The following is a 21,867-nucleotide window of genomic DNA, read 5'->3' on the forward strand; positions in this document are numbered from 1 at the left end:
CGCTTTGCCGCGCGCTCGTCGCATGCCCGGATTTCCGGGCCGGGGATGAGCGGGCCGGCACGTACTCATCCGATGGGCAGAGAGACCGCACGGGATCTCAGCCCCCACGGCATATCGGCCGGCGGACAACGCCTGTCAGCCGATTCCCCCAGACGCCTGACGCCCGCGATGCGGGTGGGTGGCTCATGGGGAAAATGCAACAGCTGTCACCGTGCAGTCCATACAAGGAGAAGTCAGTGCCAACCATTCAGCAGTTGGTCCGCAAGGGACGGACGCCGAAGGTCACCAAGACCAAGGCTCCCGCCCTGAAGGCCAACCCCCAGCAGCGCGGCGTGTGCACCCGCGTCTACACCACGACCCCGAAGAAGCCGAACTCCGCGCTCCGCAAGGTCGCCCGCGTGAAGCTGTCCAACGGGACCGAGGTCACCGCCTACATCCCCGGTGAGGGCCACAACCTGCAGGAGCACTCCATGGTGCTCGTCCGCGGCGGTCGTGTGAAGGACCTCCCCGGTGTCCGCTACAAGATCGTTCGTGGCGCCCTGGACACCCAGGCCGTGAAGAACCGCAAGCAGGCTCGCAGCCGCTACGGCGCGAAGATGGAGAAGAAGTAATGCCTCGCAAGGGTCCCGCTCCGAAGCGCCCCGTCGTCGCCGATCCGGTGTACGGCTCGCCGGTCGTCAGCCAGCTCGTCAACAAGATCCTCCTCGACGGCAAGAAGGGCCTCGCCGAGCGCATCGTGTATGACGCGCTCGAAGGCGTCGGCACCAAGTCCGGTCAGGATGCGGTCACCACGCTCAAGAAGGCTCTGGACAACATCCGTCCGACCCTCGAGGTCCGCAGCCGCCGCGTCGGCGGCTCGACCTACCAGGTTCCGGTCGAGGTCAAGCCGCACCGCGCGAACACTCTGGCGCTCCGCTGGCTCACCAGCTACGCCAAGGGCCGTCGCGAGAAGACGATGACCGAGCGTCTCACCAACGAGATCCTCGACGCGTCCAACGGTCTCGGCGCCGCGGTCAAGCGCCGCGAGGACACGCACAAGATGGCCGAGTCGAACAAGGCCTTCGCGCACTACCGCTGGTAACCGCGGCGCGGCCGGCCCTGCCGGCCCGCTGAGGAACATGGCGTCCGTCCGGGCGGTTGCACCCCACTGGGTGCCGCCCGGACGCGACACCTTCCACTTTCAACTTTTCGGAGGAACCCTGTGGCACAGGACGTGCTCACTGACCTGAAGAAGGTCCGCAACATCGGCATCATGGCGCACATCGATGCCGGCAAGACCACCACGACCGAGCGCATCCTGTTCTACACGGGCGTCAACCACAAGATCGGCGAGACCCACGACGGCGCCTCGACCACCGACTGGATGGAGCAGGAGAAGGAGCGCGGCATCACCATCACGTCCGCGGCCGTCACCTGTTTCTGGAACAAGAACCAGATCAACATCATCGACACGCCGGGTCACGTCGACTTCACCGTCGAGGTGGAGCGTTCGCTCCGCGTCCTCGACGGCGCCGTCGCCGTGTTCGACGGCAAGGAGGGCGTCGAGCCCCAGTCGGAGACGGTCTGGCGCCAGGCGGACAAGTACAACGTCCCGCGCATCTGCTTCGTCAACAAGATGGACAAGCTGGGCGCCGACTTCTACTTCACCGTCGACACCATCGTGAAGCGCCTCGGCGCGAAGCCGCTGGTCATGCAGCTCCCGATCGGCTCGGAGTCCGACTTCGTCGGCGTCGTCGACCTGATCGAGATGCGCGCGCTGGTCTGGCCGGGCGACTCCAAGGGTGATGTCACCATGGGCGCCAAGTACGAGGTCCAGGAGATCCCCGCCGACCTCAAGGAGAAGGCCGAGGAGTACCGTCAGACGCTGCTCGAGACCGTCGCCGAGACCGACGACGCGCTGCTCGAGAAGTTCTTCGGCGGCGAAGAGATCACCATCCCGGAGATCAAGGCCGCCATCCGCAAGCTGACGGTGAACAGCGAGATCTACCCGGTCCTCTGCGGTTCCGCGTTCAAGAACCGCGGTGTCCAGCCGATGCTCGACGCCGTGATCGACTACCTCCCGTCGCCGCTCGACGTGCCCTCCATCGAGGCCCACGACCCGCGCGACGAAGAGAAGGTCATCCTCCGCCACCCGGACGCGACCGAGCCCTTCGCGGCTCTCGCGTTCAAGGTCGCGGTGCACCCGTTCTTCGGTCGCCTCACTTACGTGCGCGTCTACTCCGGCCGCCTCGACTCCGGCGCCCAGGTCATCAACTCGACCAAGGGCCGCAAGGAGCGCATCGGCAAGATCTTCCAGATGCACGCCAACAAGGAGAACCCGGTCGACTTCGTCACCGCCGGCAACATCTACGCGGTGATCGGCCTCAAGGACACGACCACCGGTGACACGCTGTGCGACCCGGACAACCAGGTCGTGCTCGAGTCGATGACCTTCCCGGAGCCGGTGATCGAGGTCGCCATCGAGCCGAAGACGAAGGCCGACCAGGAGAAGCTGGGCACCGCGATCCAGAAGCTGGCCGAAGAGGACCCGACGTTCCGCACCGAGCAGAACCAGGAGACCGGCCAGACCGTCATCAAGGGCATGGGCGAGCTCCACCTCGACATCCTCGTCGACCGCATGAAGCGCGAGTTCAACGTCGAGGCGAACGTCGGCAAGCCCCAGGTGGCCTACCGCGAGACCCTCCGCCGCACGGTGGAGAAGCACGACTACACCCACAAGAAGCAGACCGGTGGTTCCGGTCAGTTCGCTAAGGTGCAGATCACCCTGGAGCCGCTCGAAGTCACCCCGGAGACCTCGTACGAGTTCGTGAACGCCGTCACCGGCGGTCGCGTGCCCCGCGAGTACATCCCCTCGGTGGATGCGGGCATCCAGGACGCGATGCAGGTCGGCGTGCTCGCCGGCTTCCCGACGGTGGGCGTCAAGGCGACGCTCGTCGACGGTGCAGCGCACGACGTCGACTCCTCGGAGATGGCGTTCAAGATCGCCGGCTCGATGGCCTACAAGGAGGCTGCTCGGAAGGCGAACCCGGTGCTCCTCGAGCCGCTCATGGCGGTCGAGGTCCGTACACCGGAGGAGTACATGGGCGACGTCATCGGCGACCTGAACTCCCGCCGCGGCCAGATCCAGTCGATGGAGGACGCCAGCGGTGTCAAGGTGGTGCGTGCCAACGTCCCGCTGTCCGAGATGTTCGGCTACATCGGTGACCTGAGGTCGAAGACCTCGGGCCGCGCGGTGTACTCGATGCAGTTCGACAGCTACGCGGAGGTCCCGAAGGCTGTGGCCGACGAGATCGTCCAGAAGAGCAAGGGCGAGTGACCTCGGGTCTCCAGCCTTCGGCAACATCCCGTAACATAAGAAACCAATCCCGTAGAGCTTCCGGTCGAAACCCATCGCCCGGTTCCTCTACACGAGAGTCCTGAGGAGGACCCACAGTGGCTAAGGCCAAGTTCGAGCGGACTAAGCCGCACGTCAACATCGGAACCATCGGTCACGTCGACCACGGCAAGACCACGCTCACCGCGGCGATCTCGAAGGTGCTTGCTGACAAGTACCCGTCGGCGACCAACGTTCAGCGCGACTTCGCGTCGATCGACTCGGCTCCGGAAGAGCGTCAGCGTGGTATCACGATCAACATCTCGCACGTCGAGTACGAGACGCCGAAGCGCCACTACGCGCACGTTGACGCCCCGGGTCACGCCGACTACATCAAGAACATGATCACCGGTGCTGCTCAGATGGACGGCGCGATCCTCGTGGTCGCCGCCACCGACGGCCCGATGGCCCAGACGCGTGAGCACGTTCTGCTCGCCAAGCAGGTCGGCGTGCCGTACCTGCTGGTCGCGCTGAACAAGGCCGACATGGTCGACGACGAGGAGATCCTGGAGCTCGTCGAGCTCGAGGTCCGCGAGCTGCTCTCCAGCCAGAACTTCGACGGGGACAACGCCCCGGTCGTCCGCGTCTCGGGCCTCAAGGCTCTCGAGGGCGACGAGAAGTGGACGCAGAGCATCCTCGACCTCATGGAGGCCGTGGACAACTCCATCCCCGACCCCGTGCGCGACAAGGACAAGCCGTTCCTGATGCCGATCGAGGACGTCTTCACGATCACCGGTCGTGGAACCGTCGTCACCGGTCGCGCCGAGCGCGGAACCCTCGCCATCAACTCCGAGGTCGAGATCGTCGGCATCCGCCCGACGCAGAAGACCACGGTCACGGGTATCGAGATGTTCCACAAGCAGCTCGACGAGGCCTGGGCCGGCGAGAACTGTGGTCTGCTCCTCCGTGGCACCAAGCGCGAGGACGTCGAGCGCGGCCAGGTCGTGGCGAAGCCGGGTTCTGTGACCCCGCACACCAACTTCGAGGGAACTGCCTACATCCTCTCGAAGGACGAGGGCGGCCGTCACAACCCCTTCTACACGAACTACCGCCCGCAGTTCTACTTCCGTACCACCGACGTCACCGGCGTCATCTCGCTGCCCGAGGGCACCGAGATGGTCATGCCCGGCGACACCACCGACATGTCGGTCGAGCTGATCCAGCCGATCGCCATGGAGGAGGGCCTCGGCTTCGCCATCCGTGAGGGTGGCCGCACCGTGGGCGCCGGTACGGTGACGAAGATCCTCAAGTAAGTCCTTCGCGACTCACTCGTGAGAGGGTCGGGCCTTCGGGCCCGGCCCTTTTTCGCGTTTCCTGGCGATCCTCTCGCAGCTCTTTACCTCTCGGCATCGCGGACGCAGAATTGACGCACCGTTTCAACCGGACGGTCCCGTCGACGAGAGGAACGCCTATGGATACCCACAGCCTCGCAAACCAGCCCACGCCCGCAGGTTCTCGTAACGGAAGTTCGGGGGCCGCATAGCGGTCGTAGGACATTCAGCTGAGTGGCGGCGCGAGGCGCCACTCGAGCGGGGCCGGCATCGCCGGCTCCGCTCCTTTGTGCGGTGTCTCGGAACGTCTGCGCCTGCGCGCGCCACCGCATACGTTCCCAATCGCCGCAGACGCACCTCTCCACACGCAGCAGGGGCGGCGGGTTCTCCACAGAAGTCCGCAGCGGCGGCTGCTCAGGGGTGGATGAGCCCTAGACCGGGAGGATGACCCGCGACTCCTCGCTCCCCATGCTCGTACTCGTGCGCCACCTCGTCGGCCACGACGAGACCCGTCAGCAGCACGCCCGCGCTGCCCGGCGCGGCGTCGAGGTCCGCGTGGGACGCGGCGCCTACGTCGAGCGCGAGACCTGGGAAGCGCTCGCGCGTGCGGAGAAGCAGTGGGTGCGGCTGAGCGCCTACGCGCGCACCCGGGCGCGCGCACCGATCTTCTCGCACTGGTCGGCGGCGGTCCTCCACGGATTGCCGTTCGCGGACGAACGCACCGGCGACATCCACGTGGCGGTGGGCAGCACGGCGGGCGGTCGTTCCGCGAGGGGGGTCAGGGCGCACTCGGTCCAGGTGCCCGAGGAGGACATCGTCCAGATCGACGGCATGCTCTGCACCGACCTGGCCCGGACCGTCGTCGACATCGCCGCGACCTCTCCGATGCGGGAGGCTGTCGCGGCGACGGACCACGTCCTGCGCGGCGCGAGCGCCCGCTCTGCGGAAGAGTACTCCGAGGAGGTTCGCCGCGGGCTGCTGGCCGCTTGGATGCGGGCACAGCCTCTGCGCGGCCATCGCCGTGCCCTCGATGTCCTCTCCTTCGCCGATGGCCGGTCCGAATCGGTGCTGGAGTCGGTCAGCAGGCTCGCGATGTACGAGGCCGGCCTCCCGAAGCCGGAGCTGCAGAGGTCGTTCTCCGACGCGCGAGGAAGGATCGGCTACGTCGACTTCGCCTGGCCCGACTTCCGCATCATCGGGGAGGCCGACGGCGATGCCAAATACCTGGATGCCGCGCTCCGCGGCGGCCGTACGGCCGAGCGGGTGGTTCTCGAGGAGAAGATCCGGGAGGACCGCCTCCGCGCGCTCGGATGGACGGTCGTGCGCTGGCGCTGGCCGGCCGTGCAGCGCCCGGCGGAGCTGATTGCGGCCCTCAGCGCAGCGGGCCTGCCCGCCGACCCCCGCCGCCGCTGGGACGACTGCGGCGCCGCGTAGCGACTGCGCCGGCGCGTAGCGACTGCGGCTCCGCGTAGCGACTGCGGCGGCGCGTAGCGACTGCGGCGGGGCGACCCGCCGCAGTCGCTACGAGGCGCCGCAGTCGCCACCCGGCGGGGCGCGAGAGGGCCGCGAGAGGGGCGCAGCCGGCGCCCGCCGGGCGGCGCGACACGCCCGGGTTGCAGCATCGCCGATCATCTGGCAAACTTGTCTAGTTCAACATTTCGGAACGAGCGTGCAGCTGTGCGCTCCGACCGGATCACTGCCAGGCAGTGCATAGCCCACCGCGAGAGTCGCACAGTGTTCAGTCACGAGAGCGATCGGCGGACGTTGGTTAGGCCGCAGGCAGCAGGACACGCTCAATTCGACCACCACCACGGGCACGGATACATCTGTGCCTCAAGCCGGGCGACACGCCCGAGCGCGGGGGTCGGGGAGTTGACAGAAGAATAGTGGCGTTCCCACGCGTACGTCGCCCGCGTCCAATGCGAAGAACGGCTCGAGAGAGCCGTCTCGTAAGACGCCATAACCAGAGAGAGAGTCAGACATGGCGGGACAGAAGATCCGCATCCGGCTTAAGTCGTATGACCACGAGGTCATCGACACCTCGGCGCGCAAGATCGTCGACACGGTGACCCGTGCCGGCGCGACGGTCGTCGGCCCGGTGCCGCTTCCCACCGAGAAGAACGTGGTGGTCGTCATCCGTTCGCCCCACAAGTACAAGGACAGCCGCGAGCACTTCGAGATGCGCACGCACAAGCGGCTGATCGACATCATCGACCCGACGCCGAAGGCCGTCGACTCGCTCATGCGTCTCGACCTGCCCGCCGACGTCAACATCGAGATCAAGCTCTAAGGGGGAGTGCCACCATGTCCAACATCGAGACCAAGACGTCGCGCGGCCTCCTCGGCACGAAGCTCGGGATGACCCAGGTCTGGGACGAGAACAACAAGCTCATCCCCGTGACCGTCATCGAGATCACGCCGAACGTCGTGACCCAGGTCCGGACGCCCGAGGCCGACGGCTACAACGCCGTCCAGATCGCCTACGGCCAGATCGACCCGCGCAAGGTCAACAAGCCGTCCGCCGGACACTTCGAGAAGGCCGGCGTCACGCCGCGCCGTCACCTCACCGAGGTCCGGACCGCCGACGCCGCGGAGTACGCGGCCGGCCAGGAGCTGACCGTCGACGGGACCTTCGAGGTCGGCCAGCGCGTCGACGTCGTCGGAACGTCCAAGGGCAAGGGCTTCGCCGGTGTGATGAAGCGCCACAACTTCCAGGGTGTCTCCGCCTCGCACGGTGCGCACCGCAACCACCGCAAGCCGGGCTCCATCGGCGCCTCCTCGACCCCGAGCCGTGTCTTCAAGGGCATGCGCATGGCCGGTCGCATGGGTGGCGAGCGCGTCACCGTCCTGAACCTCACGGTCCAGGGCATCGACGCCGAGAAGGGCCTGCTGCTGGTCAAGGGTGCCGTTCCCGGTGCCCGTGGCCGCATCGTTTTCGTCCGCAACGCAGTGAAGGGGGCCTGACCGCATGGCTACCTCGATTGACGTCGTCGACCTCAAGGGCAAGAAGGCCGGCTCCATCGAGCTTCCGGAGACCCTGTTCGACGTTCAGACCAACATCCCGCTGATCCACCAGGTCGTGACCGCCCAGCTCGCAGCAGCGCGCCAGGGCACGCACAAGACCAAGGGTCGTGGCGAGGTCTCCGGCGCCGGCCGCAAGCCGTTCAAGCAGAAGGGCACCGGCCGCGCCCGCCAGGGATCGATCCGCGCCCCGCAGATGACCGGTGGTGGCATCGTCCACGGGCCGACGCCGCGCAGCTACGCCCAGCGCACCCCGAAGAAGATGATCGCCGCAGCTCTGCTCGGCGCGCTCTCGGACCGCGCACGCGGCAGCCGCATCCACGCCGTCCAGGCCTTCACCACCGGTGACGCGCCCTCGACCAAGTCCGTCGTCGAGCTGCTCAGCGGCATCGCGACCTCGAAGCACGTCCTCGTCGTGCTCGAGCGCGACGACGTGCTGGCCTTCAAGAGCGTGCGCAACATCCCGACGGTGCACGTGCTGACCCAGGACCAGCTGAACGCGTACGACGTCCTGGTGAGCGACGACATCGTCTTCTCGCAGGCCGCCCTCGAGGCCTTCATCTCCGCGAAGACACAGATCGCAAGCACGAGCAACAAGGAAGAGGTGAACGCGTAATGGCCGCCGTCAACAAGGACCCGCGCGACGTCATCATCGCCCCGGTCGTCTCCGAGAAGAGCTACGGCCTGATCGACGAGGGCAAATACACCTTCGTCGTCGACCCGCGCTCGAACAAGACCGAGATCAAGCTCGCGATCGAGTCGATCTTCAAGGTCGAGGTCGCTTCGGTGAACACCCTGAACCGTCAGGGCAAGACCCGTCGCACCAAGTTCGGTCAGGGCAAGCGCAAGGACACCAAGCGTGCGATCGTGACGCTGAAGTCCGGTTCCATCGACATCTTCACGGCCGTCGGCTGAGCGAAGGACTAGAGGAAGACAGACATGGCTATTCGTAATTACAAGCCCACGACCCCCGGTCGTCGCGGCTCCTCGGTCGCCGACTTCGCGGAGATCACCCGCTCGACACCGGAGAAGTCCCTTCTCCGTCCGCTGTCGAAGTCCGGTGGCCGCAACAACCAGGGCCGCATCACGACCCGTCACATCGGTGGTGGCCACAAGCGCCAGTACCGTGTGATCGACTTCCGTCGCAACGACAAGGACGGCGTCAACGCCAAGGTCGCTCACATCGAGTACGACCCCAACCGCACCGCGCGCATCGCGCTCCTGCACTTCGTCGACGGCACCAAGCGCTACATCCTCGCGCCGGCCGGCCTCAAGCAGGGCGATGTCATCGAGTCGGGTGCCGGCGCGGACATCAAGCCGGGCAACAACCTCCCGCTGCGCAACATCCCGACCGGTACCGTCGTGCACGCGATCGAGCTGAAGCCGGGCGGTGGCGCCAAGATGGCCCGTTCCGCCGGTGCGTCGGTCCGACTCGTCGCGAAGGACGGCCCCTACGCCCAGCTGCGTCTCCCCTCGGGTGAGGTCCGCAACGTGGATGCGCGTTGCCGCGCCACGATCGGCGAGGTCGGCAATGCCGAGCAGTCGAACATCAACTGGGGCAAGGCCGGCCGCATGCGCTGGAAGGGCGTCCGCCCGACCGTCCGTGGTGTCGCGATGAACCCGATCGACCACCCGCACGGTGGTGGTGAGGGCAAGACCTCCGGTGGTCGCCACCCGGTCAGCCCCTGGGGTCAGAAGGAAGGCCGTACGCGCCACCCCAACAAGGAAAGCGACAAGCTCATCGTCCGCCGCCGTAACGCCGGCAAGAAGCGCAAGTAGGAGTTCGAGAAGATGCCACGCAGTCTCAAGAAGGGCCCCTTCGTCGACGAGCACCTGTTTCGCAAGGTGGTCGCCGCGAACGAGGCCAACAGCAAGAACGTGATCAAGACCTGGTCGCGCCGCTCGATGATCGTCCCGGCCATGCTCGGCCACACCATCGCGGTGCACGACGGTCGCAAGCACATCCCGGTGTTCGTCACCGAGACCATGGTCGGCCACAAGCTCGGCGAGTTCGCGCCGACCCGCACCTTCCGTGGACACGTGAAGGACGACAAGAAGGGTCGCCGCCGCTGACGCGGTGGCGAAAAGGAGGAGAGAAATGGTGGAGTCGATCGCCCGCGTGCGACACATCCGCGTAACCCCCATGAAGGCCCGCCGCGTCGTCAACTTGATCCGCGGCAAGCAAGCTCAGGAGGCCCTGGCCATCCTGAAGTTCGCGCCTCAGAGTGCGAGCGAGCCGGTGTACAAGCTCGTCGCCTCGGCCATCGCCAACGCGCGCGTCAAGGCCGACCAGAGCAACACCTACCTGGACGAGCAGGACCTGTACGTGAGCCGCGCCTTCGTGGATGAGGGGACCACCCTCAAGCGGTTCCAGCCGCGTGCGCAGGGCCGGGCCTTCCGCATCAACAAGCGCACCAGCCACATCACGGTCGTTCTTGCGACGCCGGACGAGGCAGAGGCCGCCAACGCAGCTAAGAAGGCGAGCAAGTAATGGGTCAGAAAGTCAATCCGTACGGTTTCCGTCTGGGCATCACCACCGACCACGTGTCGCGTTGGTTCTCGGACAGCACCAAGCCGGGTCAGCGTTACAGCGACTACATCGCTGAGGACGTGAAGATCCGTCGTCTGCTGCAGACCTCGCTCGACCGTGCCGGCGTGTCCCGCATCGAGATCGAGCGCACCCGTGACCGCGTCCGCGTCGACATCCACACCGCCCGCCCGGGCATCGTGATCGGTCGTCGTGGCGCCGAGGCCGAGCGCATCCGCTCCGACCTCGAGAAGCTCACGAGCAAGCAGATCCAGCTGAACATCCTCGAGGTGAAGAACCCCGAGGCCGACGCTCAGCTCGTCGCGCAGGGCATCGCCGAGCAGCTCTCCGCACGTGTGGCCTTCCGCCGCGCGATGCGCAAGGGTCTGCAGGGTGCGCAGCGTGCCGGCGCCAAGGGTGTCCGCATCCAGGTGTCGGGTCGCCTCGGCGGCGCCGAGATGAGCCGCTCCGAGTTCTACCGCGAGGGTCGTGTGCCCCTGCACACGCTCCGCGCGAACATCGACTACGGCTTCTACGAGGCCAAGACGACCTTCGGTCGCATCGGTGTGAAGGTGTGGATCTACAAGGGCGACATCACGAACAAGGAACTGGCTCGCGAGCAGGCCAACCAGAAGCCGTCGCGCGAGCGCAACGACCGTCCGCGCCGCGGTGGCCGGGGCAGCGCCCCCGAGTCCTCGAACGCGCCGGCCGCAGCAGGAGTTGAGGCATAACCATGTTGATCCCACGCAGAGTCAAGCACCGCAAGCAGCACCACCCCGGCCGTAGCGGCCAGGCGACCGGTGGCACGAAGGTCTCCTTCGGCGAGTTCGGCATCCAGGCCTTGACGCCCGCTTACGTGACCAACCGTCAGATCGAGTCCGCTCGTATCGCCATGACGCGTCACATCAAGCGTGGCGGAAAGGTGTGGATCAACATCTACCCCGACCGTCCGCTCACGAAGAAGCCGGCCGAGACCCGAATGGGTTCCGGTAAGGGTTCGCCGGAGTGGTGGGTCGCCAACGTCAAGCCGGGTCGCGTCCTCTTCGAGGTCTCCGGAGTCTCCGAGCAGCTCGCTCGCGAGGCCATGACCCGTGCAATTCACAAGCTGCCCCTCAAGGCACGCATCATCAAGCGCGAGGAGGGCGACGCGTAATGGCGATCGGATCCAAGGAGCTTGCCTCGAGCGAGCTCGACACTTTCGAAGACGAGCGACTCGTCGACGAGCTGAAGAAGGCCAAGGAAGAGCTGTTCAACCTGCGCTTCCAGTCGGCCACCGGCCAGCTCGAGAGCCACGGCCGCCTGCGCGCCGTGAAGCGCGACATCGCTCGCATCTACACCGTGATCCGTGAGCGCGAGCTCGGGATCCGGCCGACCCCGGTCCCCGCCGAGGCCACCCCGGCGAAGGCCGAGAAGAAGACCGCAGCGAAGTCCCGTGCCAAGAAGGCCGCCCCCGAGGCGACCGAGGCCGAGGCCGACACCACGGCAGCGTCCAACGAAGAGAATGCGGAGGCCAAGTAATGGCTGAGACCACCAAGGCCGCGGCCGCGGAGTCGACGGCCGACGAGGCCATCGTCCGCGGGTACCGCAAGGCCCGCCGCGGATACGTCGTCAGCGACAAGATGGACAAGACCATCGTCGTCGAGGTCGAGGACCGCGTGAAGCACCCCCTGTACGGCAAGGTCATCCGCCGCACCTCCAAGGTGAAGGCGCACGACGAGAACAACATCGCCGGCATCGGCGACCTCGTTCTCATCAACGAGACCCGTCCGCTGAGCGCCAGCAAGCGCTGGCGCCTGGTTGAGATTCTGGAGAAGGCCAAGTGATTCAGCAGGAATCCCGACTCAAGGTCGCCGACAACACCGGCGCCAAGGAGCTCCTCGCGATCCGTGTGCTCGGTGGCTCCAGCCGCCGTTACGCGGGCCTCGGCGATGTCATCGTCGCCACGGTCAAGGACGCGATCCCGGGTGGGAACGTCAAGAAGGGCGACGTCGTCAAGGCGGTCGTCGTGCGGGTTCGCAAGAACACCCGCCGCCCGGACGGCTCCTACATCAAGTTCGACGAGAACGCCGCTGTCATCCTGAAGAACGACGGTGACCCCCGCGGCACGCGCATCTTCGGACCGGTCGGCCGCGAGCTCCGCGACAAGAAGTTCATGAAGATCATCTCGCTCGCACCGGAGGTGCTGTAAGCCATGGCGAACATCAAGAAGGGCGACCTGGTCCAGGTCATCTCGGGCCGCTCGCAGGCCCGCGGTGGTGACCGTGGCAAGCAGGGTCGCGTCATCGAGGTTCTCGTCGAGCAGAACCGCGTCATCGTCGAGGGCGTCAACTTCGTGACCAAGCACGTGCGCGTCGGCCAGACGCAGCGTGGCACGAAGACCGGCGGCATCGAGACCCACGAGGCCCCGATCCACGTCTCGAACGTGGCCCTGGTCGACCCCGAGAGCAAGAAGCCGACCCGCGTCGGCTTCCGCGAAGAGAGCGTCACGAAGGACGGCGTCACAAAGACGGTCCGCGTTCGCTACGCCAAGAAGTCTGGTAAGGACCTTTAATGACTGACACTGCAGTGGGAACTGGCAAAATCCAGCCCCGCCTCAAGCAGAAGTACAAGAACGAGATCTCGCAGCAGCTCCTGAGCGACTTCGGCTTCACGAACGTGCACCAGGTGCCCGGTCTCGTGAAGATCGTGGTCAACATGGGTGTCGGCGAGGCGGCCCGCGACGGCAAGGTGATCGACGGTGCGGTCAACGACCTCACCCTGATCACCGGCCAGAAGCCGCAGATCAACAAGGCCCGCAAGTCCATCGCGCAGTTCAAGCTGCGCGAGGGTCAGCCGATCGGCGCGCACGTCACGCTGCGCGGCGACCGCATGTGGGAGTTCCTGGACCGTCTGCTGTCCCTCGCGCTTCCGCGCATCCGCGACTTCCGCGGCCTGAGCGACAAGCAGTTCGACGGGAACGGCAACTACACGTTCGGTCTCACGGAGCAGTCGATGTTCCACGAGATCAACCAGGACCGCATCGACCGCGTCCGCGGCATGGACATCACTGTGGTGACCACTGCCAAGAACGACGACGAGGGCCGCGCGCTGCTCAAGCAGCTCGGCTTCCCGTTCCGTTCGAACGACGCCGCCAACTAAGGCCCTACCTGCGGGCCGGCCGATCCGGTCGGCCCGCTTCCACCACAGGTCGTCAGTCGTGTACCGGCTGAACGAAACCTGGTGAACGAAAGAAGAACCGCAATGACCATGACAGATCCGGTCGCAGACATGCTGACCAGACTGCGCAACGCGAACTCGGCTCACCACGACACCGTGTCGATGCCGCACTCGAAGCTGAAGTCCCACATCGCCGAGATCCTCACCTCCGAGGGATACATCGCCGGCTGGGATGTCGCTGACGCCCGCGTGGGCAAGACGCTGACCCTGCAGCTCAAGTTCGGCCCGAACCGCGAGCGTTCCATCGCCGGTATCAAGCGCGTGTCCAAGCCCGGCCTCCGCGTCTACGCGAAGTCCACGGAGCTCCCCAAGGTGCTCGGCGGGCTCGGTGTCGCCATCCTGTCCACCTCCTCCGGTCTGCTCACGGACCGCCAGGCTGAGAAGAAGGGCGTGGGTGGGGAAGTCCTCGCCTACGTGTGGTAATCCGCCATGTCGCGTATTGGAAGACTGCCCATCGACGTCCCGGCAGGGGTCGATGTGAAGATCGACGGCCAGGCCGTCACGGTCACGGGCCCGAAGGGTGAGCTGAGCCTCACCGTCGCCAGCCCGATCGAGGTCAAGCTGGAGGAGAACCAGGTCCTGGTGACCCGTCCGGACGACGAGCGCGCTTCGCGCTCGCTGCACGGCCTGACCCGCACACTCATCAACAACCAGATCATCGGCGTCACCGAGGGCTACTCCAAGGGCCTCGAGATCGTCGGCACCGGTTACCGCGTCGCCCAGAAGGGCTCGGCTGTCGAGTTCGCGCTCGGCTTCTCGCACCCGGTGACCGTCGAGCCGCCTGCGGGCATCACGCTGACGGTGGAGGGCAACAACCGCCTCACCGTCGCCGGGATCGACAAGCAGGCCGTCGGCGAGGTCGCCGCGAACATCCGCAAGATCCGCAAGCCCGAGCCGTACAAGGGCAAGGGTGTGCGTTACGCCGGCGAGGTCGTTCGTCGCAAGGCCGGAAAGGCTGGTAAGTAATCATGGCTCTGGGTACCAGAGGAAAGAGCAAGGCGGCCGCCCGCGGGCGTCGTCACACCCGCCTTCGCAAGAAGATCGAGGGCACCGCGCTGCGTCCGCGCCTGGTCGTCACCCGTTCGGCCCGCCACGTCTTCGTGCAGGTCGTCGACGACGCCCAGGGTCGTACCCTGGCGTCCGCGTCGACCATGGAGGCCGACCTGCGCACCTTCGACGGTGACAAGACCGCCAAGGCCCGCAAGGTCGGAGAGCTCGTCGCCGAGCGCGCCAAGAGCGCCGGTGTCGAGGCCGTGGTGTTCGACCGTGGAGGCAGCAAGTACGCCGGCCGCGTCGCCGCTGTCGCCGAGGGCGCTCGAGAGGGTGGACTGAACCTGTGAGCGACGAGAACAACAAGGAGCAGACCGTGGCCGATCAGGTAACGGACAGCACGCAGCCGGTGGAGACCGCTGCGGGCACCGACAACAACACCCGGGCCGAGCGCGAGCCGCGCCGTGGTGGCCGCGAGCGCAACCCCAACCGCGACCGTGGCAGCCGTGACGCCGACAAGAGCCAGTTCCTGGAGCGCGTCGTCACCATCAACCGCGTCTCCAAGGTCGTGAAGGGTGGTCGTCGCTTCAGCTTCACCGCCCTCGTGGTCGTCGGAGACGGCAACGGCCTGGTGGGCGTCGGCTACGGCAAGGCCCGCGAGGTGCCGCTGGCGATCTCGAAGGGCGTCGAGGAGGCGAAGAAGAACTTCTTCCGCGTCCCCCGCGTCGGCGTCACCATCCCGCACCCGGTGCAGGGTGAGGCCGCTGCCGGCGTCGTCCTCCTGCGTCCGGCAGCTGCGGGTACCGGTGTCATCGCCGGTGGTCCCGTGCGCGCCGTGCTGGAGTGCGCCGGCATCCACGACGTCCTGAGCAAGTCGCTCGGCTCGTCCAACACGATCAACATCGTGCACGCGACCGTCGAGGCGCTGAAGCAGCTCGAGGAGCCCCGCGCTGTCGCTGCTCGCCGTGGTCTCGACTACGACCAGGTGGCTCCGGCCCGCCTGCTGCGTGCCGAGGCCGAAGCGGCAGAGGCTGCCGCGACCGCGAAGGCAGGTGCCTGATGGCTGCGCGTCTGAAGATCACGCAGGTCAAGTCGAAAGTGAGCGAGAAGCAGAACCAGCGCGACACACTGCGCAGTCTGGGTCTGAAGCGCATCGGTGACGTCGTCGTCCGCGAGGACAACCCGCAGAACCGCGGGTACGTCAACACCGTCGCCCACCTGGTTAAGGTCGAGGAGATTGACTAATGGCTGAAGAGAAGGCCACAACAGAGGCCGTCGAGAAGCCGGCCGCCAAGAAGCCCGCGACCAAGGCCGCGAGCACGAAGGCTGCCGAGAAGACGGCCACCGAGAAGACGGCTACCGAGAAGCCGGCCGCCGAGAAGAAGGCTCCGGCCAAGAAGGCGCCCGCAAAGGCCGCCGACAAGGCCGCTGCCTCCTCCACGGATGAGACCGTCGCCGCGAAGCCGGCGAAGGCCTCGGCCAAGAAGGATGTCGTCGCCCCGCGCGAGCAGGTCCTGAAGGTGCACCACCTCCGTCCCGCCGCCGGTTCCAAGAAGGACAAGACCCGCGTCGGACGCGGTGAAGGTTCCAAGGGAAAGACGGCCGGCCGCGGTACCAAGGGAACCAAGGCCCGCTACCAGGTCCGTCCGGGCTTCCAGGGCGGCCAGCTCCCGATGCACATGCGTGCGCCGAAGCTGCGCGGCTTCAAGAACCCGTTCCGGGTCGAGTACCAGGTCGTGAACCTGGAGAAGCTCGCCGAGCTGTACCCGTCCGGCGGTGACGTCACCGTCGCGGATCTCGTCTCCAAGGGAGCCGTTCGCAAGAACGAGAAGGTCAAGGTTCTCGGCAACGGGGACATTGCGGTTAAGCTGAACGTTGCGGTCGACAAGGTCTCCGGCTCAGCTGAGCAGAAGATCGTCGCCGCTGGTGGCTCCGTCAAGTAGCCACTCGATGAGCAGTTGAGTCGGGTGGCCGGGAGACCGGCCACCCGACTCACTCTTAGGAAAGCAGGACGCAACTTTGTTCAGCGCCGTTGCGCGGATCTTCCGCACCCCCGATCTTCGCCGGAAGATCTTCTTCACCCTGGGCATCATCGCCCTGTTCCGGCTGGGATCGTTCATCCCGTCGCCGTTCGTCGACTTCGGCAACGTTCAGACCTGTCTGAACGCCAATCAGGACACCTCGGGCCTCTATTCGCTCGTGAACCTGTTCTCCGGCGGTGCCCTCCTCAAGCTTTCGATCTTCGCGCTCGGCATCATGCCGTACATCACCGCGTCGATCATCGTTCAGCTGCTGCGCGTGGTCATCCCGCGCTTCGAGACCCTCTACAAGGAGGGTCAGGCCGGCCAGGCCAAGCTGACGCAGTACACGCGCTACCTCACGATCGCGCTGGGCGTCCTCCAGTCGACGACCCTGATCACCGTCGCCCGCAGCGGCGCCCTGTTCGGCACCACGGCCGTCTCGCAGTGCACGCAGCTGATCACGGACGACTCCTGGTACGCGATCATGCTCATGGTCATCACGATGACCGCGGGCACCGGCCTCATCATGTGGATGGGCGAGCTCGTCACCGAGCGCGGCATCGGCAACGGCATGTCGCTGCTCATCTTCACGTCGATCGCGGCGCAGTTCCCGTCCTCCCTCTGGGCGGTCGGCCAGTCGCAGGGCATCGAGATCCTGCTGGTCGTGATCGCGATCGGGTTGCTGATCGTGATGGGTGTCGTCTTCGTCGAGCAGTCGCAGCGGCGCATCCCGGTCCAGTACGCGAAACGGATGGTCGGGCGCCGGACCTACGGCGGCAACAACACGTACATCCCGATCAAGGTGAACATGGCCGGCGTCGTGCCCGTCATCTTCGCGTCGTCGCTGCTCTACCTGCCGGCTCTGATCGCACAGTTCAACCAGCCGGCCGCGGGCAAGGCCCCGGCCCCGTGGGTCACCTGGGTCACGAACTACCTGACCAAGGGCGACCACCCGCTCTACATGCTGCTGTACTTCCTCCTGATCGTGGGCTTCACGTACTTCTACGTCGCCATCACCTTCAACCCGGAGGAGGTCGCGGACAACATGAAGAAGTACGGCGGCTTCATCCCCGGCATCCGTGCAGGCCGTCCGACCGCCGAATACCTGGACTACGTGCTCACCCGCGTGACGCTGCCCGGTTCGTTCTATCTCGGCATCATCGCGCTGATCCCCTTGGTCGCCTTCGCCCTCATCGGCGCAAGCCAGAACTTCATGTTCGGCGGCACATCCATCCTGATCATCGTCGGTGTCGGGCTCGAGACGGTCAAGCAGATCGACTCCCAGCTCCAGCAGCGGCACTACGAAGGGCTGCTGCGTTGACCCGGATGCTGATCGTCGGTCCTCCGGGGGCGGGCAAGGGCACGCAGGCCTCCCGGATCACCTCGGCCTACGGGATCCCCGACATCTCCACGGGCGACATCTTCCGGGCCAACATCAAGAACGGCACACCGCTCGGCACGCAGGTGAAGGCCATCGTGGATGCGGGGGACTACGTCCCCGACACCCTGACGAACCAGCTCGTGGCCGATCGGCTGGACGAAGAGGATGCCAGGAACGGCTTCCTCCTCGACGGCTACCCGCGGACGCTGGCCCAGGTGGACTACCTCGACGAGCTGCTCGCCGGCAAAGGGCAGAAGCTCGATGCGGTCATCCAGCTGACGGCCGACCAGGAGGAGATCGTCCAGCGGCTGAGCAAGCGCGCTCGCGAGCAGGGACGCGCCGACGACTCCGAAGAAGCGATCCGGCACCGGCAGGCGGTCTACCTCCGCGAGACGTCGCCGCTGATCGCGGTGTACCGGGATCGGGGGCTGCTGGTCCCGGTCGATGGTCTCGGCGCGGTGGACGAGGTCGCCGACCGCATCGCCACGGCGCTTGCCGGGCGCGGTATCCACCCGGTCGCCGGCGAACCCGCCGGCGAGCCGGTCGCCTAGCGATGCCGCTGCTCCCATGAAGATCGGACGGTCGATCTACAAGACGCCCGCCCAGCTGCGCGAGATGGTCGCGCCGGGCCTTGCCACGGCGGCATCCCTGGATGCCGTCGCAGCAGCGGTCGCTCCCGGCGTGTCGACGCTCGAGCTCGACGCGATCGCGGAGCAGGCGATCCTCGCCGCCGGCGGAGCCTCCAACTTCAAGCTGGAACCGGGATACCACCACACGATCTGCGCGTCGGTGAACGACGAGGTGGTGCACGGTGTCCCGGGCGCGCGCATCCTGCAGCCGGGTGACATCCTCTCGGTGGACAGCGGTGCCGTCCTGCAGGGGTGGAACGGGGATGCGGCCCGCACTTTCGTGCTGCCGGACGCCGCACAGCCGGAGGTCGTCGCCGAGCGGCAGCGCCTCTCGGACGTCACCGAGCGGTCGCTGTGGCGGGGGATCGCCACGCTGGCGTCGGCCCGCTACCTCAACGATGTCGGCGCGGTGATCGAGGACTACCTCCTGTCCCAGGGGGACTTCGGCATCCTCACCGACTACATCGGCCATGGCATCGGCCGGCGGATGCACGAGGAGCCGCCCGTCTTCAACTACCGGGTGCGGGCGAAGGGACCGGAGGTGCGTCCCGGTCTCGTCGTCGCGATCGAGCCCATGGTGGTCCTCGGAGGCCAGGAGACCTACGTGAAGGACGACGGCTGGACGGTCGCGACCGAGGACGGCTCGGCCGCCGCTCACTGGGAGCACAGTGTCGCGGTGCACGCGGACGGCATCTGGGTCCTCACCGCCGCGGACGGCGGGGCAGCGGGCCTCGCGCCGTTCGGCGTGATCCCCACCCCCATCGCCTGATGGAACCGCTCAGCGAGCGTTCGCTCACAGCAGCGGAGGATCATACACTCCGATTGGCGAAGACGCTCCCTTTCCCATAAGATAGATCCTTGGTGTCTTAGGCGCGTTCTCACGCGCCTTTCGCCGATCAACGCACGACCAGCAAACCACGACTTTTAGCGACAGTGAGGCTATGGCCAAAAAAGACGGTGTCATCGAGATCGAAGGATCCGTGATCGAAGCTCTGCCCAATGCGATGTTCCGCGTCGAGTTGACGAACGGTCACAAGGTTCTTGCCCACATCTCCGGCAAGATGCGCCAGCACTACATCCGCATCCTCCCCGAGGACCGCGTGATCGTGGAGCTGAGCCCCTACGATCTGACCCGCGGCCGGATCGTCTATCGCTACAAGTAAAGGTCTGCTGTAAGTAACGGCCACGCCGATGGGTTGCCCCGGGCGAGGTACGAGGACAGCGAACAAAGGTAAAGAACACTCATGAAGGTCAAGCCCTCCGTCAAGAAGATCTGCGACAAGTGCAAGGTCATCCGTCGCAACGGCCGGGTCATGGTCATCTGCGAGAACCCGCGCCACAAGCAGCGCCAAGGCTGAACGCAGTTTCATAACCGAATAACGACAAGGCAATCCCAGATCCCGCGTCCGGAAGGGCGCGGGGGACACCCCCGGTGGAGGCCGGAGCACCGGGATTGCTGCAGACCTCCACACAACACAGGAGAAGCCACAACATGGCACGTCTAGCAGGCGTCGACATTCCGCGCGAGAAGCGCGTGGAAGTCGCACTCACCTACATCTACGGCGTCGGGCGCACCCGCGCGCTGCAGACCTTGCGCGAGACCGGTATTTCCGGCGACGTCCGCGTCAAGGACCTGACCGACGAGCAGCTGGTCGCCCTGCGCGACTACATCGAGGGAAGTTTCAAGGTCGAGGGTGACCTCCGCCGCGAGGTCGCCGCCGACATCCGCCGCAAGGTCGAGATCGGCAGCTACGAGGGTATCCGCCACCGCAAGGGCCTCCCGGTCCGCGGCCAGCGCACCAAGACGAACGCTCGCACCCGCAAGGGTCCGAAGCGCACCGTGGCCGGCAAGAAGAAGGCGCGCTAAGGCCCGCGGCCCCCGCAACGCTCTGAGGATTCAGGAGAAGAAATGGCAGCACCCAAGTCGGCCGCTCGAAAGCCGCGCAAGAAAGAAAAGAAGAACATCGCTGTGGGCCAGGCCCACATCAAGAGCACGTTCAACAACACGATCGTCTCGATCACCGACACCACCGGTGCGGTCATCAGCTGGGCTTCGTCCGGCGGCGTCGGGTTCAAGGGCTCCCGCAAGTCGACCCCGTTCGCGGCGCAGCTCGCCGCCGAGTCGGCGGCTCGTCAGGCACAGGAGCACGGCATGAAGAAGGTCGACGTCTTCGTCAAGGGCCCGGGCTCCGGTCGCGAGACCGCGATCCGCTCGCTCCAGGCCGCCGGCCTCGAGGTGGGCTCGATCAACGACGTCACCCCCCAGGCGCACAACGGTTGCCGTCCGCCCAAGCGCCGTCGCGTCTAGTAGTTCTCTCCGTTAAATTTTCGCGCAAGCGAGGGGCGGCGCCGGCTTCGCCGACGTCGTCCCTCACGCGCGACGCGAGTGTCATATAGCGGACACTCAGTCGAAAGGAAAATAAATAGTGCTCATTGCACAGCGTCCTACGCTCACCGAAGAGAACATCTCCGAGTTCCGCTCGCGGTTCGTTATCGAGCCCCTGGAGCCCGGCTTCGGATACACGCTCGGCAACTCCATGCGCCGCACCCTGCTCTCCTCCATCCCCGGCGCTGCTGTCACCAGCATCCGCATCGACGGTGTGCTGCACGAGTTCAGCACGGTGCCGGGCGTCAAGGAGGATGTCACCGAGATCATCCTGAACATCAAGGGCCTCGTCGTCTCGAGCGAGCACGACGAGCCGATCACGGCCTACCTGCGCAAGACGGGTGCCGGTCAGGTGACCGCTGCGGACATCTCGGCTCCGGCCGGCGTGGAGATCCACAACCCGGAGCTCGTCATCGCGACGCTCAACGACAAGGCGAAGTTCGAGGTCGAGCTGACCATCGAGCGCGGCCGCGGCTACGTCTCGGCGCAGCAGAACCGAAACGAGTACAGCGAAGCGGGCCAGATCCCGATCGACTCGATCTACTCGCCCGTGCTGAAGGTCACCTACCGCGTGGAGGCCACGCGTGCCGGTGAGCGCACGGACTTCGACCGCCTCGTGGTCGACGTCGAGACCAAGCCCGCGATCAGCCCGCGCGACGCCATCGCCTCTGCCGGCCGCACCCTGGTCGAGCTGTTCGGCCTGGCGCGCGAGCTCAACAGCGCCGCCGAGGGCATCGAGATCGGCCCGGCTCCGGTCGACGCCGTCCTCAGCTCCGAGCTGTCGATGCCGATCGAGGACCTCGACCTGTCGGTCCGCTCGTACAACTGCCTCAAGCGCGAGGGAATCAACACCGTGAGCGAGCTCGTCTCGCTGTCCGAGACCCAGCTCATGAACATCCGCAACTTCGGTCAGAAGTCGGTGGATGAGGTCAAGGACAAGCTGACGGAGATGGGCCTGTCGCTGAAGGACTCGGTCCCCGGGTTCGACGGCGCCCACTTCTACAGCGGCTACGACGAGGACGAGTCCACCACCATCTGAGGCTCGTCTTCCT

Annotated in this window: 33 protein-coding genes; all 33 read left to right on the forward strand. The window is 66.2% G+C overall.

Translation table 11 applies throughout. The features are described from left to right. Positions 1–236 precede the first annotated feature (236 nt). Positions 237–611, forward strand: coding sequence for a 30S ribosomal protein S12 (gene rpsL, locus BM287_RS03155; protein ID WP_011186743.1), 375 nt, complete (start codon positions 237–239; stop codon positions 609–611). Continuing rightward, a complete protein-coding gene (gene rpsG / locus BM287_RS03160) occupies positions 611–1,081 on the forward strand; it encodes a 30S ribosomal protein S7 (RefSeq protein ID WP_090035893.1) in 471 nt (156 codons plus the stop codon). The genes rpsL and rpsG overlap by 1 nt, the downstream gene beginning before the upstream one ends. A gap of 120 nt (positions 1,082–1,201) precedes the next feature. Beyond that, on the forward strand, positions 1,202–3,316 hold the full coding sequence (fusA, locus tag BM287_RS03165; RefSeq protein ID WP_090035894.1) for an elongation factor G: 2,115 nt from the start codon (positions 1,202–1,204) through the stop codon (positions 3,314–3,316). A gap of 116 nt (positions 3,317–3,432) precedes the next feature. Beyond that, a complete protein-coding gene (tuf, locus tag BM287_RS03170) occupies positions 3,433–4,626 on the forward strand; it encodes an elongation factor Tu (RefSeq protein WP_090035896.1) in 1,194 nt (397 codons plus the stop codon). Between the two features lie 462 nt (positions 4,627–5,088). Further along, positions 5,089–6,078, forward strand: a complete 990-nt coding sequence (locus BM287_RS03175) for a hypothetical protein (protein ID WP_090035897.1) — start codon at positions 5,089–5,091, stop codon at positions 6,076–6,078. Between the two features lie 547 nt (positions 6,079–6,625). Then, entirely contained in the window at positions 6,626–6,934 is a 309-nt protein-coding gene (gene rpsJ / locus BM287_RS03180; protein WP_018191969.1) for a 30S ribosomal protein S10, read from the forward strand. Positions 6,935–6,948: 14 nt separating this feature from the next. Next, on the forward strand, positions 6,949–7,608 hold the full coding sequence (rplC, locus tag BM287_RS03185) for a 50S ribosomal protein L3 (RefSeq protein WP_090035899.1): 660 nt from the start codon (positions 6,949–6,951) through the stop codon (positions 7,606–7,608). 4 nt (positions 7,609–7,612) lie between these two features. Then, on the forward strand, positions 7,613–8,281 hold the full coding sequence (gene rplD / locus BM287_RS03190) for a 50S ribosomal protein L4 (protein ID WP_090035901.1): 669 nt from the start codon (positions 7,613–7,615) through the stop codon (positions 8,279–8,281). Then, positions 8,281–8,580, forward strand: coding sequence for a 50S ribosomal protein L23 (rplW, locus tag BM287_RS03195; RefSeq protein ID WP_090035902.1), 300 nt, complete (start codon positions 8,281–8,283; stop codon positions 8,578–8,580). The genes rplD and rplW overlap by 1 nt, the downstream gene beginning before the upstream one ends. Positions 8,581–8,604: 24 nt before the next feature. After that, entirely contained in the window at positions 8,605–9,444 is an 840-nt protein-coding gene (gene rplB, locus BM287_RS03200; RefSeq protein ID WP_090035905.1) for a 50S ribosomal protein L2, read from the forward strand. A 12-nt stretch (positions 9,445–9,456) separates the two neighbouring features. Next, complete coding sequence (gene rpsS / locus BM287_RS03205) at positions 9,457–9,738, forward strand: 30S ribosomal protein S19 (RefSeq protein ID WP_018191964.1); 282 nt, start codon at positions 9,457–9,459, stop codon at positions 9,736–9,738. 25 nt (positions 9,739–9,763) lie between these two features. Then, a complete protein-coding gene (rplV, locus tag BM287_RS03210) occupies positions 9,764–10,156 on the forward strand; it encodes a 50S ribosomal protein L22 (RefSeq protein WP_090035907.1) in 393 nt (130 codons plus the stop codon). Then, a complete protein-coding gene (gene rpsC, locus BM287_RS03215) occupies positions 10,156–10,923 on the forward strand; it encodes a 30S ribosomal protein S3 (protein ID WP_090035909.1) in 768 nt (255 codons plus the stop codon). The genes rplV and rpsC overlap by 1 nt, the downstream gene beginning before the upstream one ends. Before the next feature lie 2 nt (positions 10,924–10,925). Beyond that, positions 10,926–11,345 carry a 50S ribosomal protein L16 gene (gene rplP / locus BM287_RS03220; protein ID WP_018191961.1) on the forward strand — a complete coding sequence of 140 codons (420 nt, stop codon included), beginning with the start codon at positions 10,926–10,928 and terminating at the stop codon, positions 11,343–11,345. After that, a complete protein-coding gene (gene rpmC / locus BM287_RS03225; RefSeq protein ID WP_090035910.1) occupies positions 11,345–11,710 on the forward strand; it encodes a 50S ribosomal protein L29 in 366 nt (121 codons plus the stop codon). The genes rplP and rpmC overlap by 1 nt, the downstream gene beginning before the upstream one ends. Next, positions 11,710–12,015 carry a 30S ribosomal protein S17 gene (rpsQ, locus tag BM287_RS03230; RefSeq protein WP_090035912.1) on the forward strand — a complete coding sequence of 102 codons (306 nt, stop codon included), beginning with the start codon at positions 11,710–11,712 and terminating at the stop codon, positions 12,013–12,015. Before rpmC ends, rpsQ begins: the two co-directional genes overlap by 1 nt. Further along, positions 12,012–12,380: a 50S ribosomal protein L14 gene (gene rplN, locus BM287_RS03235; RefSeq protein WP_018191958.1), complete on the forward strand. Its 369-nt coding sequence runs from the start codon at positions 12,012–12,014 to the stop codon at positions 12,378–12,380. The genes rpsQ and rplN overlap by 4 nt, the downstream gene beginning before the upstream one ends. A 3-nt stretch (positions 12,381–12,383) precedes the next feature. Beyond that, the gene (rplX, locus tag BM287_RS03240) at positions 12,384–12,743 is read left to right on the forward strand and encodes a 50S ribosomal protein L24 (protein WP_090035914.1); all 360 of its coding nucleotides are present in this window, start codon (positions 12,384–12,386) and stop codon (positions 12,741–12,743) included. Continuing rightward, positions 12,743–13,330 (forward strand): 50S ribosomal protein L5, encoded by a 588-nt coding sequence (rplE, locus tag BM287_RS03245; protein ID WP_090035916.1) that lies wholly within the window; start codon positions 12,743–12,745, stop codon positions 13,328–13,330. Before rplX ends, rplE begins: the two co-directional genes overlap by 1 nt. A gap of 102 nt (positions 13,331–13,432) precedes the next feature. After that, positions 13,433–13,831 carry a 30S ribosomal protein S8 gene (rpsH, locus tag BM287_RS03250; protein ID WP_090035918.1) on the forward strand — a complete coding sequence of 133 codons (399 nt, stop codon included), beginning with the start codon at positions 13,433–13,435 and terminating at the stop codon, positions 13,829–13,831. A 6-nt stretch (positions 13,832–13,837) separates the two neighbouring features. Beyond that, positions 13,838–14,374: a 50S ribosomal protein L6 gene (gene rplF, locus BM287_RS03255; protein WP_090035920.1), complete on the forward strand. Its 537-nt coding sequence runs from the start codon at positions 13,838–13,840 to the stop codon at positions 14,372–14,374. Between the two features lie 2 nt (positions 14,375–14,376). Then, positions 14,377–14,748: a 50S ribosomal protein L18 gene (gene rplR / locus BM287_RS03260; RefSeq protein WP_090035922.1), complete on the forward strand. Its 372-nt coding sequence runs from the start codon at positions 14,377–14,379 to the stop codon at positions 14,746–14,748. Between the two features lie 59 nt (positions 14,749–14,807). Then, positions 14,808–15,458, forward strand: a complete 651-nt coding sequence (gene rpsE / locus BM287_RS03265) for a 30S ribosomal protein S5 (protein ID WP_280140922.1) — start codon at positions 14,808–14,810, stop codon at positions 15,456–15,458. Continuing rightward, positions 15,458–15,643, forward strand: coding sequence for a 50S ribosomal protein L30 (gene rpmD, locus BM287_RS03270; RefSeq protein WP_090035925.1), 186 nt, complete (start codon positions 15,458–15,460; stop codon positions 15,641–15,643). The genes rpsE and rpmD overlap by 1 nt, the downstream gene beginning before the upstream one ends. Continuing rightward, complete coding sequence (rplO, locus tag BM287_RS17940) at positions 15,643–16,341, forward strand: 50S ribosomal protein L15 (protein WP_090035926.1); 699 nt, start codon at positions 15,643–15,645, stop codon at positions 16,339–16,341. The genes rpmD and rplO overlap by 1 nt, the downstream gene beginning before the upstream one ends. A 76-nt stretch (positions 16,342–16,417) precedes the next feature. Beyond that, entirely contained in the window at positions 16,418–17,740 is a 1,323-nt protein-coding gene (gene secY / locus BM287_RS03280) for a preprotein translocase subunit SecY (protein ID WP_090035928.1), read from the forward strand. After that, the gene (locus BM287_RS03285) at positions 17,737–18,351 is read left to right on the forward strand and encodes an adenylate kinase (RefSeq protein WP_170857413.1); all 615 of its coding nucleotides are present in this window, start codon (positions 17,737–17,739) and stop codon (positions 18,349–18,351) included. Before secY ends, BM287_RS03285 begins: the two co-directional genes overlap by 4 nt. Before the next feature lie 16 nt (positions 18,352–18,367). Further along, entirely contained in the window at positions 18,368–19,198 is an 831-nt protein-coding gene (map, locus tag BM287_RS03290) for a type I methionyl aminopeptidase (protein WP_090035931.1), read from the forward strand. 172 nt (positions 19,199–19,370) lie between these two features. Next, positions 19,371–19,592, forward strand: a complete 222-nt coding sequence (gene infA, locus BM287_RS03295; RefSeq protein ID WP_011186713.1) for a translation initiation factor IF-1 — start codon at positions 19,371–19,373, stop codon at positions 19,590–19,592. Between the two features lie 81 nt (positions 19,593–19,673). Further along, the gene (gene rpmJ / locus BM287_RS03300) at positions 19,674–19,787 is read left to right on the forward strand and encodes a 50S ribosomal protein L36 (RefSeq protein ID WP_021759549.1); all 114 of its coding nucleotides are present in this window, start codon (positions 19,674–19,676) and stop codon (positions 19,785–19,787) included. Between the two features lie 134 nt (positions 19,788–19,921). Beyond that, positions 19,922–20,296 carry a 30S ribosomal protein S13 gene (rpsM, locus tag BM287_RS03305; RefSeq protein WP_090035932.1) on the forward strand — a complete coding sequence of 125 codons (375 nt, stop codon included), beginning with the start codon at positions 19,922–19,924 and terminating at the stop codon, positions 20,294–20,296. A gap of 42 nt (positions 20,297–20,338) precedes the next feature. Continuing rightward, on the forward strand, positions 20,339–20,737 hold the full coding sequence (gene rpsK / locus BM287_RS03310) for a 30S ribosomal protein S11 (protein ID WP_018191944.1): 399 nt from the start codon (positions 20,339–20,341) through the stop codon (positions 20,735–20,737). A 118-nt stretch (positions 20,738–20,855) separates the two neighbouring features. Continuing rightward, the gene (locus BM287_RS03315) at positions 20,856–21,854 is read left to right on the forward strand and encodes a DNA-directed RNA polymerase subunit alpha (protein WP_090035934.1); all 999 of its coding nucleotides are present in this window, start codon (positions 20,856–20,858) and stop codon (positions 21,852–21,854) included. Positions 21,855–21,867 lie beyond the last annotated feature (13 nt).

It is taken from the genome of Leifsonia sp. CL147 (assembly GCF_900114565.1).
In the GTDB taxonomy this organism is placed as follows: domain Bacteria; phylum Actinomycetota; class Actinomycetes; order Actinomycetales; family Microbacteriaceae; genus Leifsonia.

Bases quoted from the DNA above. Each gene is read 5' to 3' on its own strand.
- rpsG (WP_090035893.1), top strand. From the start codon at position 611: ATGCCTCGCAAGGGTCCCGCTCCGAAGCGCCCCGTCGTCGCCGATCCG.
- BM287_RS03175 (WP_090035897.1), top strand. From the start codon at position 5,089: ATGACCCGCGACTCCTCGCTCCCCATGCTCGTACTCGTGCGCCACCTC.
- rpsJ (WP_018191969.1), top strand. From the start codon at position 6,626: ATGGCGGGACAGAAGATCCGCATCCGGCTTAAGTCGTATGACCACGAG.
- rplC (WP_090035899.1), top strand. From the start codon at position 6,949: ATGTCCAACATCGAGACCAAGACGTCGCGCGGCCTCCTCGGCACGAAG.
- rplD (WP_090035901.1), top strand. From the start codon at position 7,613: ATGGCTACCTCGATTGACGTCGTCGACCTCAAGGGCAAGAAGGCCGGC.
- rplW (WP_090035902.1), top strand. From the start codon at position 8,281: ATGGCCGCCGTCAACAAGGACCCGCGCGACGTCATCATCGCCCCGGTC.
- rplB (WP_090035905.1), top strand. From the start codon at position 8,605: ATGGCTATTCGTAATTACAAGCCCACGACCCCCGGTCGTCGCGGCTCC.
- rpsS (WP_018191964.1), top strand. From the start codon at position 9,457: ATGCCACGCAGTCTCAAGAAGGGCCCCTTCGTCGACGAGCACCTGTTT.
- rplV (WP_090035907.1), top strand. From the start codon at position 9,764: ATGGTGGAGTCGATCGCCCGCGTGCGACACATCCGCGTAACCCCCATG.
- rpsC (WP_090035909.1), top strand. From the start codon at position 10,156: ATGGGTCAGAAAGTCAATCCGTACGGTTTCCGTCTGGGCATCACCACC.
- rplP (WP_018191961.1), top strand. From the start codon at position 10,926: ATGTTGATCCCACGCAGAGTCAAGCACCGCAAGCAGCACCACCCCGGC.
- rpmC (WP_090035910.1), top strand. From the start codon at position 11,345: ATGGCGATCGGATCCAAGGAGCTTGCCTCGAGCGAGCTCGACACTTTC.
- rpsQ (WP_090035912.1), top strand. From the start codon at position 11,710: ATGGCTGAGACCACCAAGGCCGCGGCCGCGGAGTCGACGGCCGACGAG.
- rplX (WP_090035914.1), top strand. From the start codon at position 12,384: ATGGCGAACATCAAGAAGGGCGACCTGGTCCAGGTCATCTCGGGCCGC.
- rplE (WP_090035916.1), top strand. From the start codon at position 12,743: ATGACTGACACTGCAGTGGGAACTGGCAAAATCCAGCCCCGCCTCAAG.
- rpsH (WP_090035918.1), top strand. From the start codon at position 13,433: ATGACCATGACAGATCCGGTCGCAGACATGCTGACCAGACTGCGCAAC.
- rplF (WP_090035920.1), top strand. From the start codon at position 13,838: ATGTCGCGTATTGGAAGACTGCCCATCGACGTCCCGGCAGGGGTCGAT.
- rplR (WP_090035922.1), top strand. From the start codon at position 14,377: ATGGCTCTGGGTACCAGAGGAAAGAGCAAGGCGGCCGCCCGCGGGCGT.
- rpmD (WP_090035925.1), top strand. From the start codon at position 15,458: ATGGCTGCGCGTCTGAAGATCACGCAGGTCAAGTCGAAAGTGAGCGAG.
- rplO (WP_090035926.1), top strand. From the start codon at position 15,643: ATGGCTGAAGAGAAGGCCACAACAGAGGCCGTCGAGAAGCCGGCCGCC.
- map (WP_090035931.1), top strand. From the start codon at position 18,368: ATGAAGATCGGACGGTCGATCTACAAGACGCCCGCCCAGCTGCGCGAG.
- infA (WP_011186713.1), top strand. From the start codon at position 19,371: ATGGCCAAAAAAGACGGTGTCATCGAGATCGAAGGATCCGTGATCGAA.
- rpmJ (WP_021759549.1), top strand. From the start codon at position 19,674: ATGAAGGTCAAGCCCTCCGTCAAGAAGATCTGCGACAAGTGCAAGGTC.
- rpsM (WP_090035932.1), top strand. From the start codon at position 19,922: ATGGCACGTCTAGCAGGCGTCGACATTCCGCGCGAGAAGCGCGTGGAA.
- rpsK (WP_018191944.1), top strand. From the start codon at position 20,339: ATGGCAGCACCCAAGTCGGCCGCTCGAAAGCCGCGCAAGAAAGAAAAG.